General features: G+C 64.3%; 2 protein-coding genes (1 of these 2 only partly in view). Both read right to left on the bottom strand.

What is annotated here, in order from left to right; translation table 11 throughout:
* Nucleotides 1-10,902: the 5' portion of a non-ribosomal peptide synthase/polyketide synthase gene (locus J3P95_RS09080; protein WP_434577749.1), read on the bottom strand. It extends 2,586 nt beyond the left edge of the window; only the first 10,902 of its 13,488 coding nucleotides appear in the window; its start codon is at nucleotides 10,900-10,902; its stop codon lies off the left edge, out of view.
* Nucleotides 10,902-23,231 carry a non-ribosomal peptide synthase/polyketide synthase gene (locus J3P95_RS09075; protein ID WP_434577751.1) on the bottom strand — a complete coding sequence of 4,110 codons (12,330 nt, stop codon included), beginning with the start codon at nucleotides 23,229-23,231 and terminating at the stop codon, nucleotides 10,902-10,904. Before J3P95_RS09075 ends, J3P95_RS09080 begins: the two co-directional genes overlap by 1 nt.

Below are 23,231 nucleotides of genomic sequence, written 5' to 3'. Positions count from 1 at the left end.
ATAAGTCGTCAGCTTGCGTAACCGGGAGATGGCCTGGGTCGCCAGCAACGAATGACCGCCGCGCTCGAAGAAATGGTCGTTGCGACCGACTCGCTCCACTTCCAGCACCGCTTGCCAGATGTCGGCGATGCGTTGCTCGAGTTCGCTGGCCGGTGCCGCGTAATCGCTTTGCTGCACCCCGCTCTCGATGCCCGGCAACGCCTTGCGGTCGAGCTTGCCGTTGGGCGTCAGCGGCAGTTGATCGAGGAACAGCCAGTGCGCCGGGATCATGTAGTCGGGCACGCTTGTCTTGAGATTGGCCTTGAGCTGATCACGCAGGGTGCTGGCGTCCGCCTCCTGAGCCGAAGCGACCACGTAGGCCACCAGTTGCTGGCCGCCCGCGCCGTCCTGAGCGAGCACCGCCACTTCCCGCACCGCCGATTGTTGTAGCAACCGCGCCTCGATTTCCCCCAGCTCGATGCGCAAGCCACGGATCTTCACTTGATGGTCGAGGCGGCCCTGGTATTGGAGCACGCCATCGGCGCGATAACGGCACAGGTCACCGGTGCGGTACAGGCGTTCGCCGGTCGTGGAAAACGGATTGGGTACATATTTTTCCGCCGTCATCGCCGCCCGCCCAAGGTAACCCCGGGTGATGCCCGCGCCGCTCAGGTACAGCTCCGCCGAGACACCTTGAGGAACGGGTTGCAGGTTCGCATCCAGCAGGTAGCTGGCGGTGTGCTTGAGCGGGCGACCGATGTTCGCCGTGCCGCCGGCGGTGCGGCGGGTCCAGGTCGAATAGGTGGTGTCTTCCGAAGGGCCGTAAAGGTCGTAGACGTGCTCGATGGTTGGCTGTTGGTACAGCGTCTCCACCAGGCTTTGCTTCAGCGGCTCTCCGGCCAGGTTGATGATGCGCACGCCCGGCGGAATCCCGCCGCTGCGTTGCAACGCAGCGATGGCCGAGGGCACGCTGTTGATCAGCCGTACTCGATCGCGGGCCGGCAGCTGCGGCAGTTCCAGGGCGTTGCGGGCGATGATCAACGAGCCGCCGTTGGCGAGCGTGACGAACAGCTCCCACACCGACAGGTCGAAGCACACCGAGGTGGAAGCGAGTACGCCTTGGATGTCGTCGCGGCGGTAGACCGATTTCGACCAGTCGATCAGCGCAAGCACATTGCGATGGGCAATGGCTACGCCTTTGGGTTTGCCGGTGGAGCCGGAGGTGTAGATCACATAAGCAAGATTGTCGGGTTTAACGCTGCTCTGTGGTGCGTCCAATGGATAGCGTGAAAGGTCGAGCTGATCGAGCATCAGCACTTCAGTCTCGGCCGGAACCGTCAACGTCGCCGCCACTGCCTGCTCGGTCAACAGCACCCGCGCACGGCTGTCATCGAGCATGTAGGCCACGCGTTCGGCCGGATAATCGGGGTCGAGCGGCACGTAGGCACCACCGGCCTTGAGCACCGCCAACAAGGCGATCAGCAAATGCTCGGAACGCGGCATCGCCACGCCCACCCGCACTTCCGGGCCCACGCCCAGCTCGATGAGCTTGTGGGCCAGGCGATTGGCGCGGCCGTCGAGTTCGCTGTAGCTCAGGCGGGTGTAGGCGAAGGTGACCGCCAATGCGTCCGGGGTGGATTCCGCTTGGCGAGCGATCAACTGGTGAACGCAAACGTCCTGCTCGAACGGCGCATCGACTGGATTCCAATCATGGGTCAGGCGCTGATGCTCATCGAACTCCAGCATCGACAGTTCACCCAGGCAGCGCTCGCCATTGGCCGTCATCTGCCCAAGCAACTGCGCCAGATGCGCCGCCAACCGCTCAACCGTATCCGGAGCAAAGCTCGCCAATTGATAACTCATGTGCACCGACAACTGCCGCTCCAACCCCACCAGCAACGTCAGCGGGTAGTTGGTCTGCTCCTGGGTGATTGGCGAGCCGAAGCGCAAACCGTCCGGCGCGCCTTGCTCCAGAGCCTGGGCAATCGGATAGTTCTCGAACACCAGCAAGCTGTCGAACAGCGCGTCGCCGCCCTGCCCGGCCCAGCGTTGGATGTCCAGCAATGCGCTGTGTTCGAACTCGCGCAGCGCCAGGTTTTGTTCCTGCACCGCTTGCAGCCAGCTGTCCAGCGACTGCTCGGCCCGCGGGCTGGCGATCACCGGCAAGGTGTTGATGAACAGGCCGATCTGCTGCTCGATGCCGGGCAAATCCGCCGGACGCCCGGCCACCGTCGCGCCAAACGCCACGGTGGCCTTGCCGGTGTAGCGCTGCAACAGCAGCAGCCATGCCGCTTGCACCAGCGTGTTGACGGTGACTTTCGAGGCTCGGGCGAAAGCTTCCAGGCGGCGGGTCAACGCTTCGTCCAGCACTTGGACGTGATCGCCGTAGCCAGCGCTCGTTTCGGTCGGTTTAGCAACGGCATCGGCCAGCCGCGTCGGTGCTTCCAGGCATTGCAGCGCAGGCTTCCAAAACGCTTCGCTGGCTGCTGCGTCCTGGCGTTGCAGCCAGGCGATGTAGTCGCGATACCGACCGCCAGACACGGCAACTGACTGGCCGCTGTAGCGCTGTAATACTTCGCCGAGCAACTGCGAATTGCTCCAGCCATCCATGAGGATATGGTGGCTGGTGTAGATCAAGTGATAGTGATCCTGGGCCACGCGCACTACCGCCAACCGCAGCAACGGCGCTGCCTCCAGGACGAAACCTTGTTGCCGCTGGGCGGCTGCGAGAGCGTCCAGATACTCAGGCAAATCAGCCTGTGAGCGTCCGTCATGCAGCTGCAAAACGAGGTCCACGCGCTTGTGCACCACTTGCAACGCCCGCTTGAAATCACCCTCCCAGACAAAACCGCTGCGCAGCACATCATGGGCATCCGTTGCCGCTTGCCAAGCCTGGCGGAAGCGCTCGACGTCGAGCCCTTCGACATCGACGCGCATCTGGTTGATGTAGTGGCCGGCCTGTTGCTCTAGCAACGTATGGAACAACATGCCCTGCTGCATCGGCGACAGCGGATAGATGTCCTCCACCTCTCGCGCCACCAGCGGCAAGGCGTCTAGCTGCGACTGGTGCAATCCGGCCAGGGGGAAGTCCGACGGCGTGAAGCCGCGGTGCTGCGGTTCGCAGCAGTGGTCGATCAACGCTTGCAACTCTCGACGATATTCCACGGCCAACGCCTGGATCGTCGCCTCGTCGAACATCTGCGAGCTGAACGTCCAGTCGATGCTCAACTCGCCCGCATAGACGCTGCCATTGAGGCTCAACCAGTTATCCAGCGGCGCCAACGGACTCTGCGCCGCGCCCGCCGATTCGCTGGCGGGAACAAACAGCCCATCGCCGTCATCGGCAAAATCGCTGTCGAACTGGCCCAGATAATTGAACGTGATGCGCGGTACCGGCAGCGCTGCGAGGGTGCGACGCGTCGGTTCATCGCCCAGGTAACGCAACACGCCGAAGCCGAGCCCTTTGTCGGGGATCGCCCGCAGTTGCTCCTTGATCGCCTTGATCGAGCCTTCGGCAGTTGCCGTCGGGGTGAGGCGCACCGGAAACAGGCTGGTGAACCAGCCAACGCTGCGGCTCAGGTCCAACTCATCGAACAGCGCCTCGCGGCCATGGCCCTCCAGTTGAATCAAGGTCGATTCCTGGGAGGTCCAGCGGCCGATCACCCGGGCCAGTGCGGTCAGCAGCAGGTCATTGACCTGGGTGCGGTAAGCCGCCGGCGCCTGTTGCAGCAATCGCCGGGTCTGGTCTTTGCCCAGCCGCGTCTGGACCTGCACCCCACGGCATCTTTGCAAATCGCCCTGCGGACGGTCGCAAGGCAAGTCGTGGCAAGCACCTTCCAGTTGTCCCTGCCAATACGCCATCTGGGCCTGCAACGCCGCGCTGCCGGCATACACCTGCAACCGTTGCGCCCAGGTCTGCGTGGCCGTGGTCTTGGCTGGCAGCGTCGGCGCCTGGCCGGCCTGCAACTGGTCATAGGCCTGATGCAGGTCTTCCAGCAGAATGCGCCAGGACACGCCGTCCACCACCAGGTGGTGAATCACCAATAACAACCGTTGGCTGCCGTCGGCCAGGCTCGCCAGCACGCCGCGCATCAGCGCGCCATTTTGCAGTTCGAGGCTGCGCTGGGCGTGTTCGGCCAACGCTTCGAGGGCCGACGCATCGGCCACCTCGGCGGTCCACAACAGCGGCGAACGCTGCCAAAGCGCCTGCTGCTCGGCCAGGGTGCCATGGCGAGCGCTCCAGACGCCGTCCTTGCAGGCGAAGCCCAGGCGCAACGCGTCGTGATGCGCAACCAAGGTTTGCAACGCTTGCTCCAGATGCCCGGCGTGTACGGGTCGCAAGCCCTTGAGCAACACCGACTGGTTCCAGTGATGAGGCTCGGTCATGGCCAGTTCGAAAAACCACTGCTGGAACGGCAACAGCAGCGTCTGCCCGGTGACCGGGCCTTGGTCAACGACAGGCCCGCCGTGTCCCGTCGTCGCGACGCTGGCCAGGCCCTGGATGGTCTGGTGCAGGAACAAGTCCTTGGGACTGATATGGATCCCGGCCTGACGGGCGCGGCTCACCACCTGAATTGAAATGATCGAATCGCCGCCCAGCTCGAAGAAGTTGTCGGTCACCCCTACGCGCTCGCGCCCGAGCACGTTTTGCCAGATCACGGCCAACGTTTGTTCCACGGCGGTAACCGCTGCAACGTAGCCCTTGGGGCTCGCGCTTGGATCAGCCTTGGGCAGCGCCTTGCGCTCAAGCTTGCCGTTTGGGCTGACCGGCATTTTTTCCAGCCACACCCAGTGTTGCGGCACCATGTAGTCGGGCAAGGATTGGCTCAGATGTTCCCTCAAGCGAGCTTGCAGCGCGTGGCGAACGGCGTCGTCGGCGGCCAGCAACTCGGCGCGCGTCGGGACCACGTAAGCCACCAGTAGCGTGCCGTCCTGGGCCAGGACCACGGTTTCGCGCACCGCATCGTGCTCGGCCAGGCGCGCGTCGATTTCGCCCAGTTCGATGCGCAGTCCGCGGATCTTCACCTGATGGTCCATTCGCCCGGCGTATTCGATCACGCCATCGGCGCGGTAGTGCGCCAGGTCGCCGGTGCGATACAAGCGCTGGCCATGGCCGAACGGCCCGGTGACGAAGCGCTCGGCGGTCAACGCCGCGCGCCGATGGTAGCCCCGCGCCAGCCCCTCGCCCGCCAGGTACAGCTCGCCGATCACGCCCACCGGCACCGGCGACAATTCGTCGTCGAGGATGTAGGTGCCGAGGTTGGCGATCGGCTGGCCGATCGGCACGCTGTCGCGGCCCTCTTCGACACAGGTCCAATGGGTGACGTCGATGGCCGCCTCGGTCGGACCGTAGAGGTTGTACAGGCCGGCGTTCGGCAGTTTGGCAAAGACCTGTTGCTGGGCATCCACCGGCAGCGCTTCACCACTGCAAACGATCCGCTTGAGGCTGGTGCATTGCGCCACGCGCGGATCTTGCAGGAATGCCTGGAGCATCGACGGCACGAAGTGCAGCGTGGTGATGCGCTGCGCGGTAATCAGCTCGATCAGTTGCGTCGGGTCACGATGGGCACCCGGCGCAGCCACCACCAGCGTAGAGCCGGTCAGCATCGGCCAGAAGAATTCCCACACCGAGACGTCGAAGCTGAACGGTGTTTTTTGCAGGACGCTGTCCGAGGCATCGAGGCCGTATGCCTGCTGCATCCAGCACAACCGATTGACCAGCGCGCCATGGCGATTACCGGCGCCCTTGGGCTTGCCGGTGGAGCCGGAGGTATAGATGACATACGCCAGGTTTTCGGCATGGACTTGCACATTCGGATTGTGCTCGCGGGTCGCGTATAGCCCATCGTCAGGCAGGTCCAGCACCAGGCAGCGCAGCCCGTCCGGAATCGGCAACGATTCCAGCAGAGGCTGCTGGGTCAGCAGCAAACCGATGCCGCTGTCTTCGAACATATAGGCCAGGCGGTCCAGTGGATACTCAGGGTCCAACGGCACGTAGGCGCCGCCAGCCTTGAGAATCGCCAACAGCCCCAGCACCATTTCCACCGAACGCTCCACGGCGATGCCCACCAGCACATCGGGACCGACACCCTGGTCGATCAAGCGGTGAGCCAACCGGTTGGCACGAGCGTTGAGTTCGCTGTAGCTCAGGCGTTGTTCGCCAAACACCAGTGCCGGCGCGTCCGGAGTCCGGCGCACCTGTTCCTCGATCAGCGCCTGGACGCTGTGGTCGAGAGGGTAATATTGCGCCGTCGCGTTCCAGTCGACGAGCATGTGCCGGCGCTCTTCATCGTCCAACAGCGACCATTGCGCCACGGGGCGATGCAGGTCTTGCACCATGCTCTGCAACACGTTGAGCCAATGCCGGGCCATGCGTTCGATGGTCGCCGGCTCGAACAGGTCCGTGGCGTAGGTCAAGGCTGCGTGCAAGCCCTGCGAGCTGTCGGTGGTGTCCAGGCTCAAGTCGAATTGCGCGGTGCGCTGCGCCCAGCCGACGGGTTCGACGCGAAGACCCGGCAAGGCGTCGACGAAGGCCGAGTCGGCTTCGTTGCGGTGGTTGAACATCGCCTGGAACAGCGGGCTGTGACTCAGGTTGCGTTGCGGCTGCAAGGCATCGACCAATTGCTCGAAGGGCAGGTCCTGGTGCATCTGCGCGGCCAAGGCCGTCTGCTTGAGCTGTTGCAACAATGCGGCACCGCTCAGGTCACTGTGAAACTCGCTGCGCAGGACCTGGGTGTTGACGAAAAATCCGATCAGCCGCTCGGTTTCCAGCCGCTGGCGGTTGGCGATCGGCACCCCGACACGGATATCGGCTTGACCACTGTAGCGATGCAGCAACGTTTGGAAAGCGCCGAGCAACAGCACGAACAGCGTGACGTTTTCTCGCCGGGCCAGGGCCTTGAGGTCATCGCTCAAGGCGCGGTCCAGCACAATCGGCAGACGGGCGCCCCGCTGGCTTTGCTGCGCAGGGCGCGGGTGGTCGGTGGGCAATTCTAGCAACGGCTGTTCGCCGCCCAGTTGCGCGGTCCAGTAGGCCAGTTGGCGATCCTGTTCACCGGCCGCCATCCATTGCCGCTGCCAGACCGCGTAGTCGGCGTATTGCACCGCCAGCGGCGGCAGTTGCGCGCTGTGGCCCTGAGCGAACGCCGAGTACAGGCCCATCAGGTCATCAACCATCACCTGCAAGGACCAACCGTCCGAGACGATGTGGTGCAGCGTCAGTACCAGGACGTGATCCTGTTCGGTCACCTCCAGCAACGCCACGCGCAGCAGCGCATCGCTCAGCAGATCGAACGGACGTTGCGTCTGCTGCTCGAGGAAAACCTCGATAGCGGCCTCATCGTTCCCCTCCAGGCACTGCTCAATGAAATCAACCCGGCCCTGCCCACGAATGACTTGGCAGGTGCGTCCATCCTCTTCGACGAACACGGTGCGCAAGCTTTCATGACGTTCCAGCAACGCCGCAAAACTCTCGCGCAGCGCGACTTTATCCAGCGTGCCGCGCATCCGCAGCGCAGTCGGGATGTTGTAGGCGGCGCTGTCCGGATCCATTTTCCAGAGGAACCATTGGCGCTCCTGGGCAAACGACAACGGCAGCGGCGCGTCACGCGACACCGGCACCATGACCGGCGTTTGTTCGCCGGGCGTTGTATCGAAGGCCGCGACGAACGCTTGCAACGTGCTGTGCTCGAACAAGCTGCGCAGCGGCACCTCGATGCCCAGCGCCCGACGGACTCGTGAGACCACCTGGGTGACCAGCAGCGAGTGCCCGCCCAGCTCGAAGAAGTTGTCTTCCAGCCCCACGCGCTCAAGCTTGAGCACGTCCTGCCAGATCGTCGCCACTTGCTGCTCGACCTGGCTACGCGGCGCCACGTAGGTCTGCTGCAAATCGCTGGCCTCGGGCGCCGGCAAGGCCTTGCGATCGATCTTGCCATTGGGTGTCAGCGGCAGCTGCGCAAGAAACAGCAGGTGTGCCGGGACCATGTATTCCGGCAGCTGCGCCTTGAGCGCGGTCTTGAGCGCGGCGCGCAATGGCGCGTTCGCCTCCGGCACTTCGCCGGTCGCAGGGACGACATACGCCACGAGCTGCGCACCGGTCGGGCCTTCGTGGGCGACCACCACGGTTTCGCGCACGCTGTCCTGGGCCAGCAGCGCGGCTTCGATCTCGCCGAGCTCGATACGCAGGCCGCGGATCTTCACCTGATGGTCGAGGCGGCCGAGGTATTCGACCACGCCTTCGGCGCGATAACGGCTCAGGTCGCCGGTGCGGTACAGCCGCTCGCCCGAGGTGGAAAACGGGTCCGGCACGAAGCGTTCGGCGGTCAGCGCCGGGCGCTGGAAATAGCCACGGGCGAGGCCGACGCCACCGATGAACAGCTCACCCGGCGCGCCAGGGGGATTGAGGCTCAGGTCGCTGTCGACGATGTACAGTGCAGTGTTGTCCAGCGGTTTGCCGAGGAACGGACGGTCGCACTCAAGGCTCAGCGGATGCACGGCCGACCAGATCGTGGTTTCGGTTGGACCGTAGAGGTTCCAGACCTTCGGCGAAAGCGCTAGCAGACGCTGGGCCAACTCCAGCGGCAATGCTTCGCCGCCGCACAGGAAAGTACGACCGGCGAGCACCCAAGCCTGCTCATGATCGAGCAGCATGCGCCAGCTCGACGGCGTGGCTTGCAGCACGCTGACGTCGTGCTGTTCGATCAGCGCCAACACCGCTTGCGGATCCTGATGGACGTTTTGGCCGGTCAGCACCACGCTGGCCCCGACCGACAATGGCCCGTAGATTTCCAGGCCGAAAATATCGAAGGAGAACGTCGTCAGCGACAGCATGCGGTCGCCGGCCGCGAGGCCTGGCTGGGCGATCATGCTGCTAATGAAATTGCTCAGCGCGCCGTGGCGCACCATGACGCCCTTGGGCTTGCCGGTGGAGCCGGAGGTGTAGATGACGTAAGCCAGGTGCTCGCCGGTCAGCGCTACGGCCGGAGAGGTTTGGGCGGCGTCTTGCAGCGCGGCGTCCGGCTGATCCAGCAACACGGTCCGGAGCGTCGCCGGGATCGGCAATCGATACTCCAAACGGGCCTGGGTCAACAACAAACCGATGCCGCTGTCCTCGATCATGTAGGCCAGGCGATCCTCCGGATACGCCGGGTCCAACGGCACGTAGGCGCCGCCGGCCTTGAGGATCGCCAACAGGCCGACAATCATTTCGGCGCTGCGCTCCACCGCGATGCCCACCAATTGGCCTGGCGTCACGCCCAGCTCGATCAAGCGGTGAGCCAGTTGGTTGGCACGTGCGTCCAGTTGCCCGTAGCTCAGGGCGTGTTCGTCGACAGCCAGCGCCAGTGCCTCGGGATTCAGACGGGCCTGTTCAGCGATGCGCTGGTGTACGCACACGGCCTCGGCACTATGGTCGGCCACGCGCAGCCATTGTTGTTGCGTGAGGCGCTGTTGCGCCGGGCCGAGCAGCGGCAGTTCGCCGATGCGCTGGTGTGGCGCGTCGACGATGCCTCGCAACAGGTTTTGCCAGTGCTCGGCCAGGCGTTCGATCGTCAGGGGGTCGAAGAGGTCGGTGGCGTAAGTCAGCTCCGCCGCAATGCCCTGCTCGGTTTCATAGGTGCCGAGGGTCAAGTCGAACTGGGCGGTGCGCCCTTCCCATAGCAAATCTTCGACGCGCAGTTGCGGCAGGTGCATCTGCCGGCTTCGATTGGCGCCGGCGTTCTGGTGGTTGAACATGACTTGGAAAATCGGGCTGTGGCTGAGGCTGCGCTCCGGTTGCAGCGCCTCGATCAGTTGCTCGAATGGCAAGTCTTGATGGGCCTGGGCGGCCATGGCCGACTGCTTGACTTGGGCAAGCAAGCGATCGAATGGCAGCTGTCCGTCGACGTGGGCATTGAGCACTTGGGTGTTGACGAAAAAGCCGATCAGCCCTTCGGTCTCGACCCGGTTGCGGTTGGCGGTCGGCACGCCCACGCGAATCTGCGGCTGGCCGCTGTAGCGGTGCAGCAACGCTTGGAACGAGGCCAGCAAGACCATGAACAGGCTCGCGCCTTCGCGCTGGGCCAGTTGCTTGAGCGCTGCACCGAGTGGCGGCGGCAGGTCCAAGTCCAAGCGCGCGCCACGAAAGCTCTGCACGGGTGGGCGCGGATGATCGAGCGGCAGCTCAAGCACCGGCTGCTCGTCACCTAGGGTCTGGAGCCAATAGGCCAACTGACGCTCGCGCTCGCCGGCCTCCAGCCAATGGCGCTGCCAGATAGCGTAGTCGGCGTACTGCACCGGCAGCTCCGGCAAGGCCAGCGGTTGGTTGGCGGTGTCGGCGGCGTAGTGCCGCACCAGTTCATCCACCAGCACTTGCATCGACCAGCCATCGGCGATGATGTGGTGCTGGATCAGCGCCAACACATGGTCGTCTTCAGCGATTTTCAACAGCGAAATCCGCAGCAGCGGTCCCTGGCGCAGATCGAATGGGCGCGCTGTTTCACCTTCGACGAAGGCCTTGATGACGGGGTCCTGGCTGGCCAGCGAACCGGCGGGTAATTGCTGGACCGCGATGCGCAGCGGCATGTGCGGATGGATGATCTGCACAGCCTGCTCGCCATGCTCGCTGAAGGTGGTGCGCAAGCTTTCGTGGCGCTCGACCAAGGCGTTGAAGCTGCGCTCCAGGGCCGGCACGTCCAACTGCCCTTTCAGGCGAAGGGTCGTGGGGATGTGATAAGCCGAGCTGTGGGGGTCCATCTGCCACAGGAACCACTGGCGCTCCTGGGCATAGGACAGCGGGATGTGTTCGAACCCGGAACGCACCTCGGGGATCGGCAGGTTGGCCGGCGAGACGCCCTCTTGGAGCATCTTTTCCAGATACAGCCTGCGTTTGTCCAGCGGCAGAGTGATAAAGCGCTTGGCAATCCTCAAAGCAACACTCTTGTCCATCAGACTTCCTCCATTTCATCAAGCAGGGCTTCCAGCTTGTTCAGTTTCTGTTCATTGATTGGCCGGTCGCCGCTGTCGAGTAACGCGACGAAATCCTTCAGGACCGGGTGCTGGAATAACAGTTGCGGGGTCAGGCTCACCCCCAGTTCGAGGGCCATGCGCGAGACGGCGGTGACCGCCAGCAACGAGTGGCCGCCCAGCTCGAAGAAGTGATCGTGCAAGCCCACGCGCTCGACGGTGAGCACCTGGGCCCAGATCGCCGCGACTTGCTGTTCGAGTTCGCTGACAGGCGCTTCGTAGCTGCTTTGCGAACGTGCGCTCTCTATGCTCGGCAACGCCTTGCGGTCGAGCTTGCCATTGGGGGTCAGCGGCAGTTGTTCGAGGAACAGCCAGTGCGCCGGGATCATGTAGTCGGGCACGCTTGTCTTGAGATTGGCTTTGAGCTGATCTCGCAGGGTGCTGGCGTCCGCCTCCTGAGCCGAAGCGACCACGTAGGCCACCAGTTGCTGGCCGCCCGCGCCGTCCTGAGCGAGCACCGCCACTTCCCGCACCGCCGCTTGTTGCAGCAGCCGCGCCTCGATTTCCCCCAGCTCGATACGCAAGCCACGGATCTTCACCTGATGGTCGATCCGGCCCTGATATTCGAGCACGCCATCGGCGCGATAGCGGCACAGGTCACCGGTGCGGTACAGGCGTTCGCCGGTTATCGAGAACGGATTCGGCACGTACTTTTCGGCGGTCATCGCCGCGCGCCCGAGGTAACCCCGGGTGATGCCCGCGCCGCTCAGGTACAGCTCCGCCGAGACGCCTTGGGGCACCGGTTGCAGGTTCGCGTCCAGCAGGTAGCTGGCGGTGTGCTTGAGCGGGCGACCGATGTTCGCCGTGCCGCCGGCGGTGCGGCGGGTCCAGGTCGAATAGGTGGTGTCCTCGGAAGGACCATAAAGGTCATAGACGTGCTCTATGGTTGGCTGTTGGTACAGCGTCTCCACCAGGCTTTGCTTCAGCGGCTCGCCGGCCAGGTTGATGATGCGCACGCTCGGCGGAATCTCGCCGTTGCGTTGCAACGCAGCGATGGCCGAGGGCACGCTGTTGATCAGCCGGACTTGATCGCGGGCCGGCAGCTGCGGCAGTTCCAGGGCGTTGCGGGCGATGATCAACGAGCCGCCGTTGGCGAGCGTGACAAACAGCTCCCACACCGACAAGTCGAAGCACACCGAGGTGGAAGCGAGTACGCCTTGGATGTCGTCGCGGCGGTAGACCGATTTCGACCAGTCGATCAGCGCCAACACGTTGCGATGGGCGATGGCCACGCCTTTGGGTTTGCCGGTGGAGCCGGAGGTGTAGATCACATAAGCAAGATTGTCGGGTTTAACGCTGCTCTGTGGTGCGTCCAATGGATAGCGTGAAAGGTCGAGCTGATCGAGCATCAGCACTTCAGTCTCGGCCGGAACCGTCAACGTCGCCGCCACTGCCTGCTCGGTCAACAGCACCCGCGCACGGCTGTCATCGAGCATGTAGGCCACGCGTTCGGCCGGGTAATCGGGGTCGAGCGGCACATAGGCGCCACCGGCCTTGAGCACCGCCAGCAAGGCGATCAACAACTGTTCGGAACGCGGCATCGCCACGCCCACTCGCACTTCCGGGCCGACGCCCAGCTCGATGAGCTTGTGGGCCAGGCGATTGGCGCGGCCGTCGAGTTCGCTGTAGCTCAGGCGCGTGCTGGCGAAGGTGACGGCCAATGCGTCAGGAGTGGATTGCGCCTGGCGGGCGATCAGTTGATGAACACAAACGTCCTGTTCGAACGGCGCATCGACTGGATTCCAATCATGGGTCAGGCGCTGATGCTCATCGAATTCCAGCATCGACAGTTCACCCAGGCAGCGCTCGCCATTGGCCGTCATCTGCCCAAGCAACTGCGCCAGATGCGCCGCCAACCGCTCAACCGTATCCGGAGCAAAGCTCGCCAATTGATAACTCATGTGCACCGACAACTGCCGCTCCAACCCCACCAACAGCGTCAACGGGTAGTTGGTCTGCTCCTGGGTAATGGGCGAGCCGAAGCGCAAACCGTCCGGCGCGCCCTGCTCCAGAGCCTGGGCGATCGGGTAGTTCTCGAACACCAGCAGGCTGTCGAACAGCGCGTCGCCGCCCTGCCCGGCCCAGCGTTGGATGTCCAGCAATGCGCTGTGTTCGAACTCGCGCAGCGCCAGGTTTTGTCCCTGCACCGCTTGCAGCCAGCTGTCCAGCGTCTGCTCGGCCCGCGGGCTGGCGATCACCGGCAAGGTGTTGATGAACAGGCCGATCTGCTGCTCGATGCCGGGCAAATCCGCCGGACGCCCGGCCACCGTCGCGCCAAACGCCACGGTGGCCTTGCCGGTGTAGCGCTGCAACAGCAGCAGCCATGCCGCTTGCACCAGCGTGTTGACGGTGACTTTCGAGGCTCGGGCGAAAGCTTCCAGGCGGCGGGTCGACGCTTCATCCAACACCTGCACGTGATCGCCGTAGCCGGTGCCCAGTTCGGCCGGTTTGACGACCGCATCGGCCAGCCGCGTCGGGGCTTCCAGGCGTTGCAGCGCAGGTTTCCAGAACGCTTCGCTGGCTGCTGCATCCTGGCGTTGCAGCCAGGCGATGTAGTCGCGATAACGACCGCCAGACGCCGCGACAGATTGACCGTTGTAGCGTTGCAGCACCTCGCCGAGCAGCTGCGAATTGCTCCAGCCATCCATAAGGATGTGGTGGTGGCTGTAGATCAGGTGATAACGCTGCTCGTCGAGGCGCACGATCATCAGGCGTATCAGGGCTGGCGCGCTCAGGTCCAGTTGCTGGCGCTCGGCATCGGCGAGGGTCTGCAAGGCCTGGTCGGGCTGCGGGTCGCCGCGCAAGTCATGCACGCTGTAAGGCAGCTCCAGATACCTGCTGACGACTTGCACCGGCGCCGACAGGTCGCCCTGCCAGACGAAGCGCGTGCGCAATATGTCATGGGCGTCCACGGCAGCCTGCCAGGCCTGGCGGAAACGCTGCGGATCCAGCCCTTCGACATCCAGGCGCAACTGGTTGCTGTAGTCGCCGCTGGCGTCGCCGTACACGCCATGGAACAACATGCCCTGCTGCATCGGCGACAGCGGATAGAGGTCGACAATCTGCGCTGTCGGCATTGGCAGCCCGTCCAATTGCTGCTGATCCAGGCTCGCCAGCGGGAAGTCCGACGGCGTCACACCGTTGTGTCCGCCCTGGCAGCAATGCTCGATCAGCCGCTGCAATTGGTCCGCATATTCATCGGCCAAGGCCTGGATGGTGGCCTCGTTGAACTGCTCGCGGCTGAAGGTCCAGCCCAGGTTCAGCTCGCCATTGAACACCTGGCCGTTCAAGGCCAACACGTTGGACAGTGGCGCTTCGGCGTCCAGCTCATCGCCAGCAGCTTCGTCGGCCGGCACGAACAAGGCGCCGTCGGCTTCGTCAAAGCTGGCGTCGAACTGCCCCAGGTAGTTGAAGGTCAGGCTTGGCGTCGGCAGTCGGGCCAGGAGCGCCCGCGTGGCGTCATCCGCCAGGTGGGCCAGGGCACCAAAGCCCAGGCCCTTGTCGGGAATCGCCCGCAGTTGTTCCTTGATCTGTTTCAGGCAATCGCCAAGGTCCGCCCGTGGCGTGAGCCTGGCCGGGTACAGGCTGGTGAACCAGCCAACGGTGCGGGTCAGGTCGACATCGTCGAACAGGGCTTCGCGACCATGGCCTTCGAGCTGGATCAGCACGCTGTCGGCACCGGTCCAACGCACCATGACCCGCGCCAAGGCAGTCAGCAGCAAATCATTGACTTGGGTGCGATAGGCCTTGGGCGCGTCTTGCAGCAGTTGTCGGGTCAACGCGGCGTCGAGTCGCGTACGCACAGTCATCGCCAGGCGGTTCTGCTGCCCGCCGTGTGGATTATCCATCGGCAACCGCGCATCGACGCCCTCGAGCTGGGCTTGCCAGAAGGTCAATTCCTGCTGCAGCGAGTTGCTGCGCGCATAACCTTGCAGCCGCTCGGCCCAGGCCTGCGCCGAATGGGTCTTGAGCGGCAGCTGCAAGGCTGCGCCACTGGCTAACTGGCGGTAAGCGCTTTGCAGATCCTCGAACAGGATTCGCCACGACACGCCGTCGATCACCAGGTGATGGACCGCCAGCAACAGCCGTTGGCTGCCATCGGCCAGCGTCGCCAAGACCGCACGCAGCAGCGGCCCGTCTTGCAGACTCAGGCTGCGCTGGGCCTCGTTGGCTATGCTCTGCAAGGCCTGTGCATCAGGCGCGTCCACGGCCCAGAGCAATTCGTCGCGATGGCTGGCCGGCGCACGGTAGCGCGCCGTCCAACCCTCGCCCCGCTCGGTGAAGCTCAAACGCAGGCCATCGTGATGCAGCACCAGCGCGTTTAATGCCTGATCAAGCACTCGCGCCTCCAGGCGCTCGGTCGGCTTGAGCATCACCGCCTGGTTCCAGTGATGACGCTGCGCGATCGTTTGTTCGAAGAACAAGCGTTGCACCGGCAACAGCGCCAGCTCACCGGTAACCGGGCCCTGATCGATGACTTGGGCGGCTTCGCCCAGGCGGGCAACGGTCGCCAGCATTTCCAGGGTTTGATGCTGGAAGAGATCCTTCGGCGTGAAATGAATCCCGGCCTGGCGGGCGCGACTGACCACCTGGATCGAGACGATGGAATCGCCGCCCAGTTCGAAGAAGTTGTCCCGCAGGCCGACGCGTTCAAGCTTGAGCACGTCCTGCCAGATCGACGCCAGTTGCTGCTCCAACGCGCTGCGCGGCGCCAGGTAGCTTTGCTGCAATTGGCTGGCGTCAGGCTTGGGCAGGTTCTTGCGGTCGAGTTTGCCGTTGGGGGTCAGCGGCAGGCGTTCGAGCAGCAGCAGATAAGCCGGGACCATGTGCGCCGGCAATGTCGCCTTGAGCTGTTCGCGCAGGTGCTCGGCGAAATCTCCACGCGCAGCTTCTGCAGCCACGACGTAGGCCACCAAGCGCTTGCCGCTGCCGGCAGCGCCCTCCTGGGCCACGACCACCGCTTCGCGCACGCCGTCGAGGGCTTGTAGGCTGGCTTCGATTTCCCCCAGCTCGATGCGGAAACCGCGGATCTTCACTTGGTTGTCGATACGGTCCAGGTAATCGAAAGTGCCGTCGACGCGCTGGCGCACCAGGTCGCCGGTGCGGTACAGCAGACCGCCGGCGCTGAACGGGTCAGCAACGAAGCGCTCGGCGGTCAGGCCCGGACGGTTCAGGTAACCGCGGGCCAGCCCAGTGCCGCCCAGGTACAGCTCACCGGCCATGCCTTGGGGCAGCAGGTTCAGATCGGCGTCGAGCACGTAGGCACTGCGGTCGCCGATGCGGCTACCAATCGGCGCGTACGCGGCGCCACACGCCACCTCGCGGCCGGCTTTCCAGATCAGCGGCGTGACCACGGTTTCGGTCGGGCCGTAGCCGTTGATGATGAAATCCGGATCGAGGGCGCGCTTGACTCGTTCAAAACTGGCGCTAGGCACGGCATCGCCGCCGAAGCAGTAAATGCGCACCTTCGGTGGGTTGCCCTCGCGCTCGGCGTGTTCGGCCAGTTGTTGCAGGTACACCGGCGGGAACGCCACCACCGTCACACCGTGCTCGCGCATGGCGTTGTAGGTTTGCTCCGGGGTCCACAGGCTGTCGTCGCGAATCAGCAGCGACGCGCCGTGGGTCAGGCTGGTGAGCCAACGTTCATGGGCACCGTCGAAAGCGAACGACATGAAATGGAACTCGCAATCGCTGTCGCGCATTTCATAGCGCTCGCCGATGGCCTGGCAGTGCATCGCCAGCGGACCGTGGGCCACGCTCACGCCCTTGGGGTTGCCGGTGGAACCTGAGGTGTAGATGACGTAGGCGAGGTTTTGCGGATCGAGTGAGACCTGCGGCGCGCCGGCCGGCAGCTCGCGCAGATCGACACGATCGAGCTCCAGCAGCGGCAACGATTCGTCCACGGGCAACTGCGCCGATACCGACGTGTCACTGATCAGCAAGGCCAGGCCGGCGTCTTCCATCAGGTACGCCAGGCGCTCTCGCGGATAGCTGATATCCAGCGGCACGTAGGCGCCGCCGGCCTTGAGCACCGCCAACAGCGCGACGATCACCCCTTCGCTGCGCGGCAGGGCCACGCCGACGCGGGTTTCAGGACCAACACCACGGGCGATCAAGGCGTGGGCCAGTTGATTCGCGCGCTGGTCTATCTCGCCGTAGCTGAAGTGCCGGCCGTTGAAAATCACTGCCGTGCGCTGCGGGCGCTCGGTCGCCAACGCGGCGATCCGCTGATGCACGGCGATGTCCACCGGATACGGCTGCGGGCGGTTGTTGGCCTGTTGCCGCGCCTGTTGCGCGCTGCTCGCCAGGGCGATTTCACCCAGCCTGCGTTCGGCACCCTGGCTGAATTGTTCAAGTAGATGCAGCAGATGAGCGCTGATCTGGTTGATGACCTCGTCGGCGAACTGTCGACGCTCGTAGCTGTAGTGCAGCGCCAGTTGTTCACCGAGGGTGACCGCCACGCTCAGGGCATAGTGGGTCTGCTCAAGATTGGCCACCTTGCCAAAGGTGACGTCGCTACCGGTGCCTTGCTGCAAGGCCTGGGCAATCGGGTAGTTCTCGAATACCAGGATGTTGTCGAAAAGCGCCTCGCCGCCCTGCCCGGCCCAACGCTGGATGTCCGCCAGCGGCGTGTGTTCGAAATCCCGCAGGCTCAGGTTCTGCGCCTGTACCGCTTGCAGCCATTGGCTGACCGTCTGGTCGGGACGTGGCGTGCCGATCACCGGCAAGGTGTTGATGAACAACCCGACCTGCTGCTCGATGCCGGGCAAGTCCGCCGGCCGCCCGGCAACGGTCGCGCCAAACGCCACGGTCGGGTGCCCGGTATAGCGTTGCAGCAATAGCAGCCAGGCCGCTTGCACCAGCGTGTTGACGGTGACTTTTTGCTCGCGGGCAAACGCTTCCAGCGCCTGTGTGCGTGGCGCGTCGAGCGTGTGGAAACGATCGCCGTGGCCGCCCTGGCTGTCAGTGTCCAACGCTGCGCGGGCGAGTCGGGTCGGCTCTTGTAGCGCGGCCAGTTGCTCGCGCCAGAAGCCCTCGCTGAGCTTCCCGTCCTGGCGTTGCAGCCAACCGATGTAATCGCGATAACGGCCGACGATGCTGGCGGGCGGGCGTCCGTTGTAGCGCTGCATGATCTCGCCGAGCAGCTGCGAATTGCTCCAGCCATCCATCAGGATGTGATGATGGGTGTAGATCAGATGCCAGTACTCGGCGCCGGTCCGCACCAGCACCAGGCGCAACAGCGGCGCCTGGCCAAGATCGAAACCTTGCGCGCGTTCGTCATCGGCCAGCGCCGCCAGGGCCTGGGCCTGGTCGCCACGCTCGCGCCAGTCCAGCACGGTGAAGGGCAACTGCACCTGCTTGTGGACGATCTGCAGCGGCTGCTCCCATTCGCCCTGCCAGACGAAACCACTGCGCAGGATATCCTGCGCCGCGACGGTAGCTTGCCACGCCGCGCGGAAGCGCTCGGCGTCAAGGCCTTGCACGTCCACCCGCAGTTGGTTGACGTATTCGCCGGCGGCCTGTTCGTAGAGCGTGTGGAATAACAAGCCCTGCTGCATCGGCGACAGCGGATAAATGTCATCGAGCTGGCCGGCCGGCGTCGGCAGCTGGTCGAGCTGCGCCTGGCTGATCTGCGCCAGGGGGAAATCCGACGGCGTGGCTTGCGGCATCGCAGGGTTGGCGCAATGCTCGATCAGCGCCTTGAGTTCGATGGCGTATTGGTCGACCAGTCGTTGCACCGTCGCGCTGTCGAACATCTCACGGCTGAAACCCCAGCTCATCGCCAGCTCCCCGCCGTACACCTGGCCTTCCACGGTCAGCCAGTTGGCCAGCGGAGCCGTTGGGTCCTGGGCGACGCCACTGCCTTCGCTGGACGGCACGAACAGCGCCGACTCATCGAACTGTCGGTCGAACTGGCCCAGGTAGTTGAACGTAATGCGCGCTGGCGCCAGGCCTGCCCATTCGGCTCGCACCGAAGGCGTCGCCAAATAACGCAGCACGCCATAGCCCAGGCCTTTGTCCGGGACGCCGCGCAGTTGTTCCTTGATCGCCTTGATCGAACCGTCGAGGTCGTCGGTGACGGTGAGCTTCACCGGGAACAGGCTGGTCAGCCAACCGACCGTTCGAGTTAGGTCGATGTCGTCGAACAGGTCTTCACGGCCGTGGCCTTCCAGTTCGACCAGCGTGCCGGGCTGCCCGCTCCAGTGGCTGATGGTGCGGGCCAGCGCAGTCAGCAGCAGGTCGTTGACCTGCGTGCGATAGGCCGCGGGCGTCTGTTGCAGCAATTGCCGGGTCAGCTCGGCGTCCAGGCGCCATTCGATCTTGGCGCCGTGAACATTCTGCAGGCTGCCCTGCGGGCGCTCGCAAGGCAGATCCCGCGCCCCGTGATGCTGGGCTTTCCAGTAAGCCAACTGACCGTCGAAGCGCGACGTTTCGGCGCTCAGCCGCGCTGTCCAGCACTTGAACGCGCTGGTCTTGGCTGGCAGCGCCACGCCGCCGCCCGCCGCCAGCTGCTCGTAGGCTTGCTGCAGGTCTTCCAGCAGCACGCGCCACGACACGCCATCCACCACCAGGTGATGGATGATCAGCGCCAACCGCTGGCTACCGTCGGCCAGGTTCACCAGCATGGCGCGCAACAGCGGCCCGTCTTGCAGGTCCAGGCTGCGCTGCGCCTCGTCGCACCATGCATTCAAGTCTTCGACGGACCGGGCATCGCGATGCCATACCTCGGCGCCTTGCACCAGCGGCCCATGACGCTGCTGCCAACCGTCGGCACCTTCGACAAAGCGCAGGCGCAAGGCGTCGTGATGATTGATGAGGCAGGTCAGCGCCGCGTCGAGCCAGTGCGCATTCAGCGGCTCCCGGGCAGTCAGCAACAGCGACTGGTTCCAGCGTTCGCGAGCCTGCATCGCCTGGGTGAAAAACTGCTGCTGGATCGGCCCGAGCACGGCGTCGCCAGTGACCGCCCCTTGATCCACGGTACTGTGATTGTCGTGGCTGGCCACCAACGCCAGGCTGCGCACCGTCTGGTACTGGAACAGATCACGGGGCTGAATGCGGATACCGGCCTGTCGCGCACGACTGACCACTTGGATGGAGATGATCGAGTCGCCGCCCAGCTCGAAGAAGTTGTCTTCGAGCCCCACGCGCGCCACCCCGAGAACGTCCTGCCATATCTCGGCCAGGGCGGTTTGCAGCGCATCCTGTGGTGCGACAAAGGCCTGTTGAGGCGCGGCGTCTGGTTGTGGCAGGGCCTTGCGATCCAGTTTACCGTTGGCGGTGACCGGCAACTTATGCAACGGCATCAGGTACGTCGGCACCATGTATTCCGGCAAGTTGCCCAGCAACCAGGCCTTGAGGTCCTGCTGCCACGTCTCGTGGGGGTCGCCGTCTTGCAGCACCAGGTAACCCACCAGATGCTTGCCGTCCTGCACCAGCACCACGGCCTCGCGCACGAGCGGGTGCTGCATGAGGCGGGTTTCGATTTCGCCCAGCTCGATGCGCAGGCCGCGCAGCTTGACCTGATGGTCGAGGCGACCGAGGTATTCGATCACCCCGTCGGCGCGCTGGCGCACTTGGTCGCCGGTGCGGTACAGACGCGCACCGTCATGGAACGGGCACGGCACAAAACGCTCCGCCGTCAGCCCCGGGCGTTGGTGATAATTGCGCGCCAGCCCGGCCCCGCCCAGGTACAACTCGCCCGGCACACCCCACGGCACCGGCGACAGCTGGGCGTCGAGCACGTGGGTGCGCAGGTTGGCGATGGGCTGGCCGATCGGCACGCATTCGGCACCTTCGTCGACGCAGGTCCAATGGGTCACGTCGATGGCCGCTTCGGTCGGGCCGTACAGGTTGTAGAGGGAGGCGTTCGGCAGTTTCGCAAACACTTGGTGCTGGGCGTCCAGCGCCAGCGCCTCACCGCTGCAGACGATGCGCTTCAAGCCTTCGCAGCTTTCCACGCCTGGCTCGTGGATGAACGCCTGCAGCATCGACGGCACGAAATGCAGCGTGCTGATGCCGTGACGGTTGATGGTCTCGATCAGTTCTTGCGGGTCGCGGTGCGCACCCGGCGCGGCCACTACCAGGCGCGCACCGGTCATCAGTGGCCAGAAAAATTCCCACACCGACACGTCGAAGCTGAACGGGGTTTTCTGCAACACCGCATCGCTGCCATCCAGGCCGTAGGCTTGCTGCATCCAGCACAAGCGATTGACCAGGGCGGCGTGACTGTTGCCCGCGCCCTTGGGCTTGCCGGTGGAACCGGAGGTGTAGATCACATAGGCCAGGTTCAGCGGATTGACGCTGATGCCGGGGCGATGCTCGCTGTAGCCGTCGAGCCAATCGGCCGGCTGATCGAGGGTGATCACCTCGACGCCATCGGTCGACAGCCCCGCCGCCAACGAGCGCTGGGTCAGCAACAAGGCGATGCCGCTGTCCTCGATCATGTAGTCCAGGCGATCCTGCGGATACTCAGGGTCCAGCGGCACGTAGGCGCCGCCGGCCTTGTGGATCGCCAGCAGGCCAACGACCATTTCCATCGAGCGCTCGACGCAGACGCCCACCAGGCTGTCCGGCCGCACACCGCGCTCACGCAGCAGATGAGCCAGTCGGTTGGCGCGAGCATCGAGCTCGGCGTAGGTCAGGCTTTGTTCGCCACAAACCAGCGCCGGTGCATCCGGGGTGCGTGCCACCTGGGCTTCAATCAGTTGATGCATGCACAGGTCGGTCGGGTAGCGCTGGACGGTGGCATTCCAACCGTGGACCAGGCTGCTGTACTCATCAGTATCGAGCAACGGCAGCTCGCCGATGCGCTGCGACGGATCGGCAATCATTGCTGTGAGCAGGCGCAGCCAATGCCGTGCCATGCGCTCGATGGTCGGCGCTTCAAACAGGTCATTGGCAAAGGTCAGCGCAGCGTGCAGCGTGCCGGCCTTCTCGAAGGTGTCCAGGGTCAGGTCGAATTGCGTGGTGCGGGCCTGCCACTCGATCATGCCCAATTCCAGCCCGGATGCCGTGCGGATCCTGGTGACATCCGCCACCTGCGGCTGATGGTTGTACATCACCTGGAACAGCGGCGTATGGCTGAGGCTGCGCTCCAGCTTCAGGGCTTCGACCAGGCGCTCGAACGGCAGGTCCTGATGAGCCTGGGCACCCAGCGCGGTCTCCTTGACACGGCGCAACAACTGGTCGACCCGGGTCTGGCCATCCAGCTCAGTGCGCAGCACTTGGGTGTTGACGAAGAAGCCGATCAGGCCTTCGATTTCGTCACGGTTACGGTTGGCGATCGGCACACCGACGCGGATATCCGACTGGCCGCTGTAGCGATGCAGCAGCACATTGAACGCACTGAGCAACAGCACGAACAGCGTGACGCCATGCTGCTGGGCGGTGCTGCGCAGTTGCTCCGCCAACGCGGCGTCGATGGCGAAGTCATACCGGCTGCCACGATAGGTCGGCATCGCCGGGCGCGAATGGTCGGTCGGCAGCTCCAGCACCGGATGTTCATCACCCAATTGCGCCTGCCAGTACGCCAGCTGCCGCGCCTGCTCACCGGCCTCCAGCCAGCGGCGCTGCCACAGTGCGTAATCGCTGTACTGGATCGGCAGGTCAACCAACTGCGGCTCCAAGCCCGCTTCATGGGCGTCGTAGCAGCGGATGAATTCATCGATCAGCACGTTCATCGACCAGCCATCGGAGACGATGTGGTGCAAGGTCAGCAGCAACACGTGTTCCTGCTCATCGAGCTTGAGCAACTCGACTCGCAGCAAGGGGCCGTTCGACAAATCGAAGGGCCGCATCGATTGCGCTTCCGCCGCCTGGCGTACCGCCTGCTCGCGCTCGCCTGCGAGCAAATTGCCGAGATCTTGCTGCTCGATCACCAGTGGCGCAATGGCCGGAACCTGCAGGAGGCTGTCGTCGGCCTGGCGCTGGAACACCGTGCGCAGGGTTTCGTGGCGGGCCACCAGGCTGGCGAAGGCTTGCTCCAGCGCTGGCAGGCTCAGCGTGCCCTTGAGTCGGACCGCACCGGGCAAATTGTAGGCGCCGCTTTGCGGGTCCAGTTGCCAGAGGAACCACATACGCTGCTGGGCGTAAGACAGGGCCTGGCGGTCGTCAGCCTCGACGCCTTGGGGAATAGGGAAACGGCTGAACTCCACGCCCTCCTTGTCCAGCGCTGCCAGGAACATCTGGCGCTTGTCCAAGGGCAACCCGATAAACCGGCGAGCAAGTTTCAAGGCGTCTTCAGCATTCAT

Source organism: Pseudomonas sp. Z5-35, assembly GCF_051131945.1.
GTDB classification, from domain to species: Bacteria; Pseudomonadota; Gammaproteobacteria; order Pseudomonadales; family Pseudomonadaceae; genus Aquipseudomonas; species Aquipseudomonas marvdashtae.
This window is presented reverse-complemented; position numbering and strand designations above follow the sequence as displayed.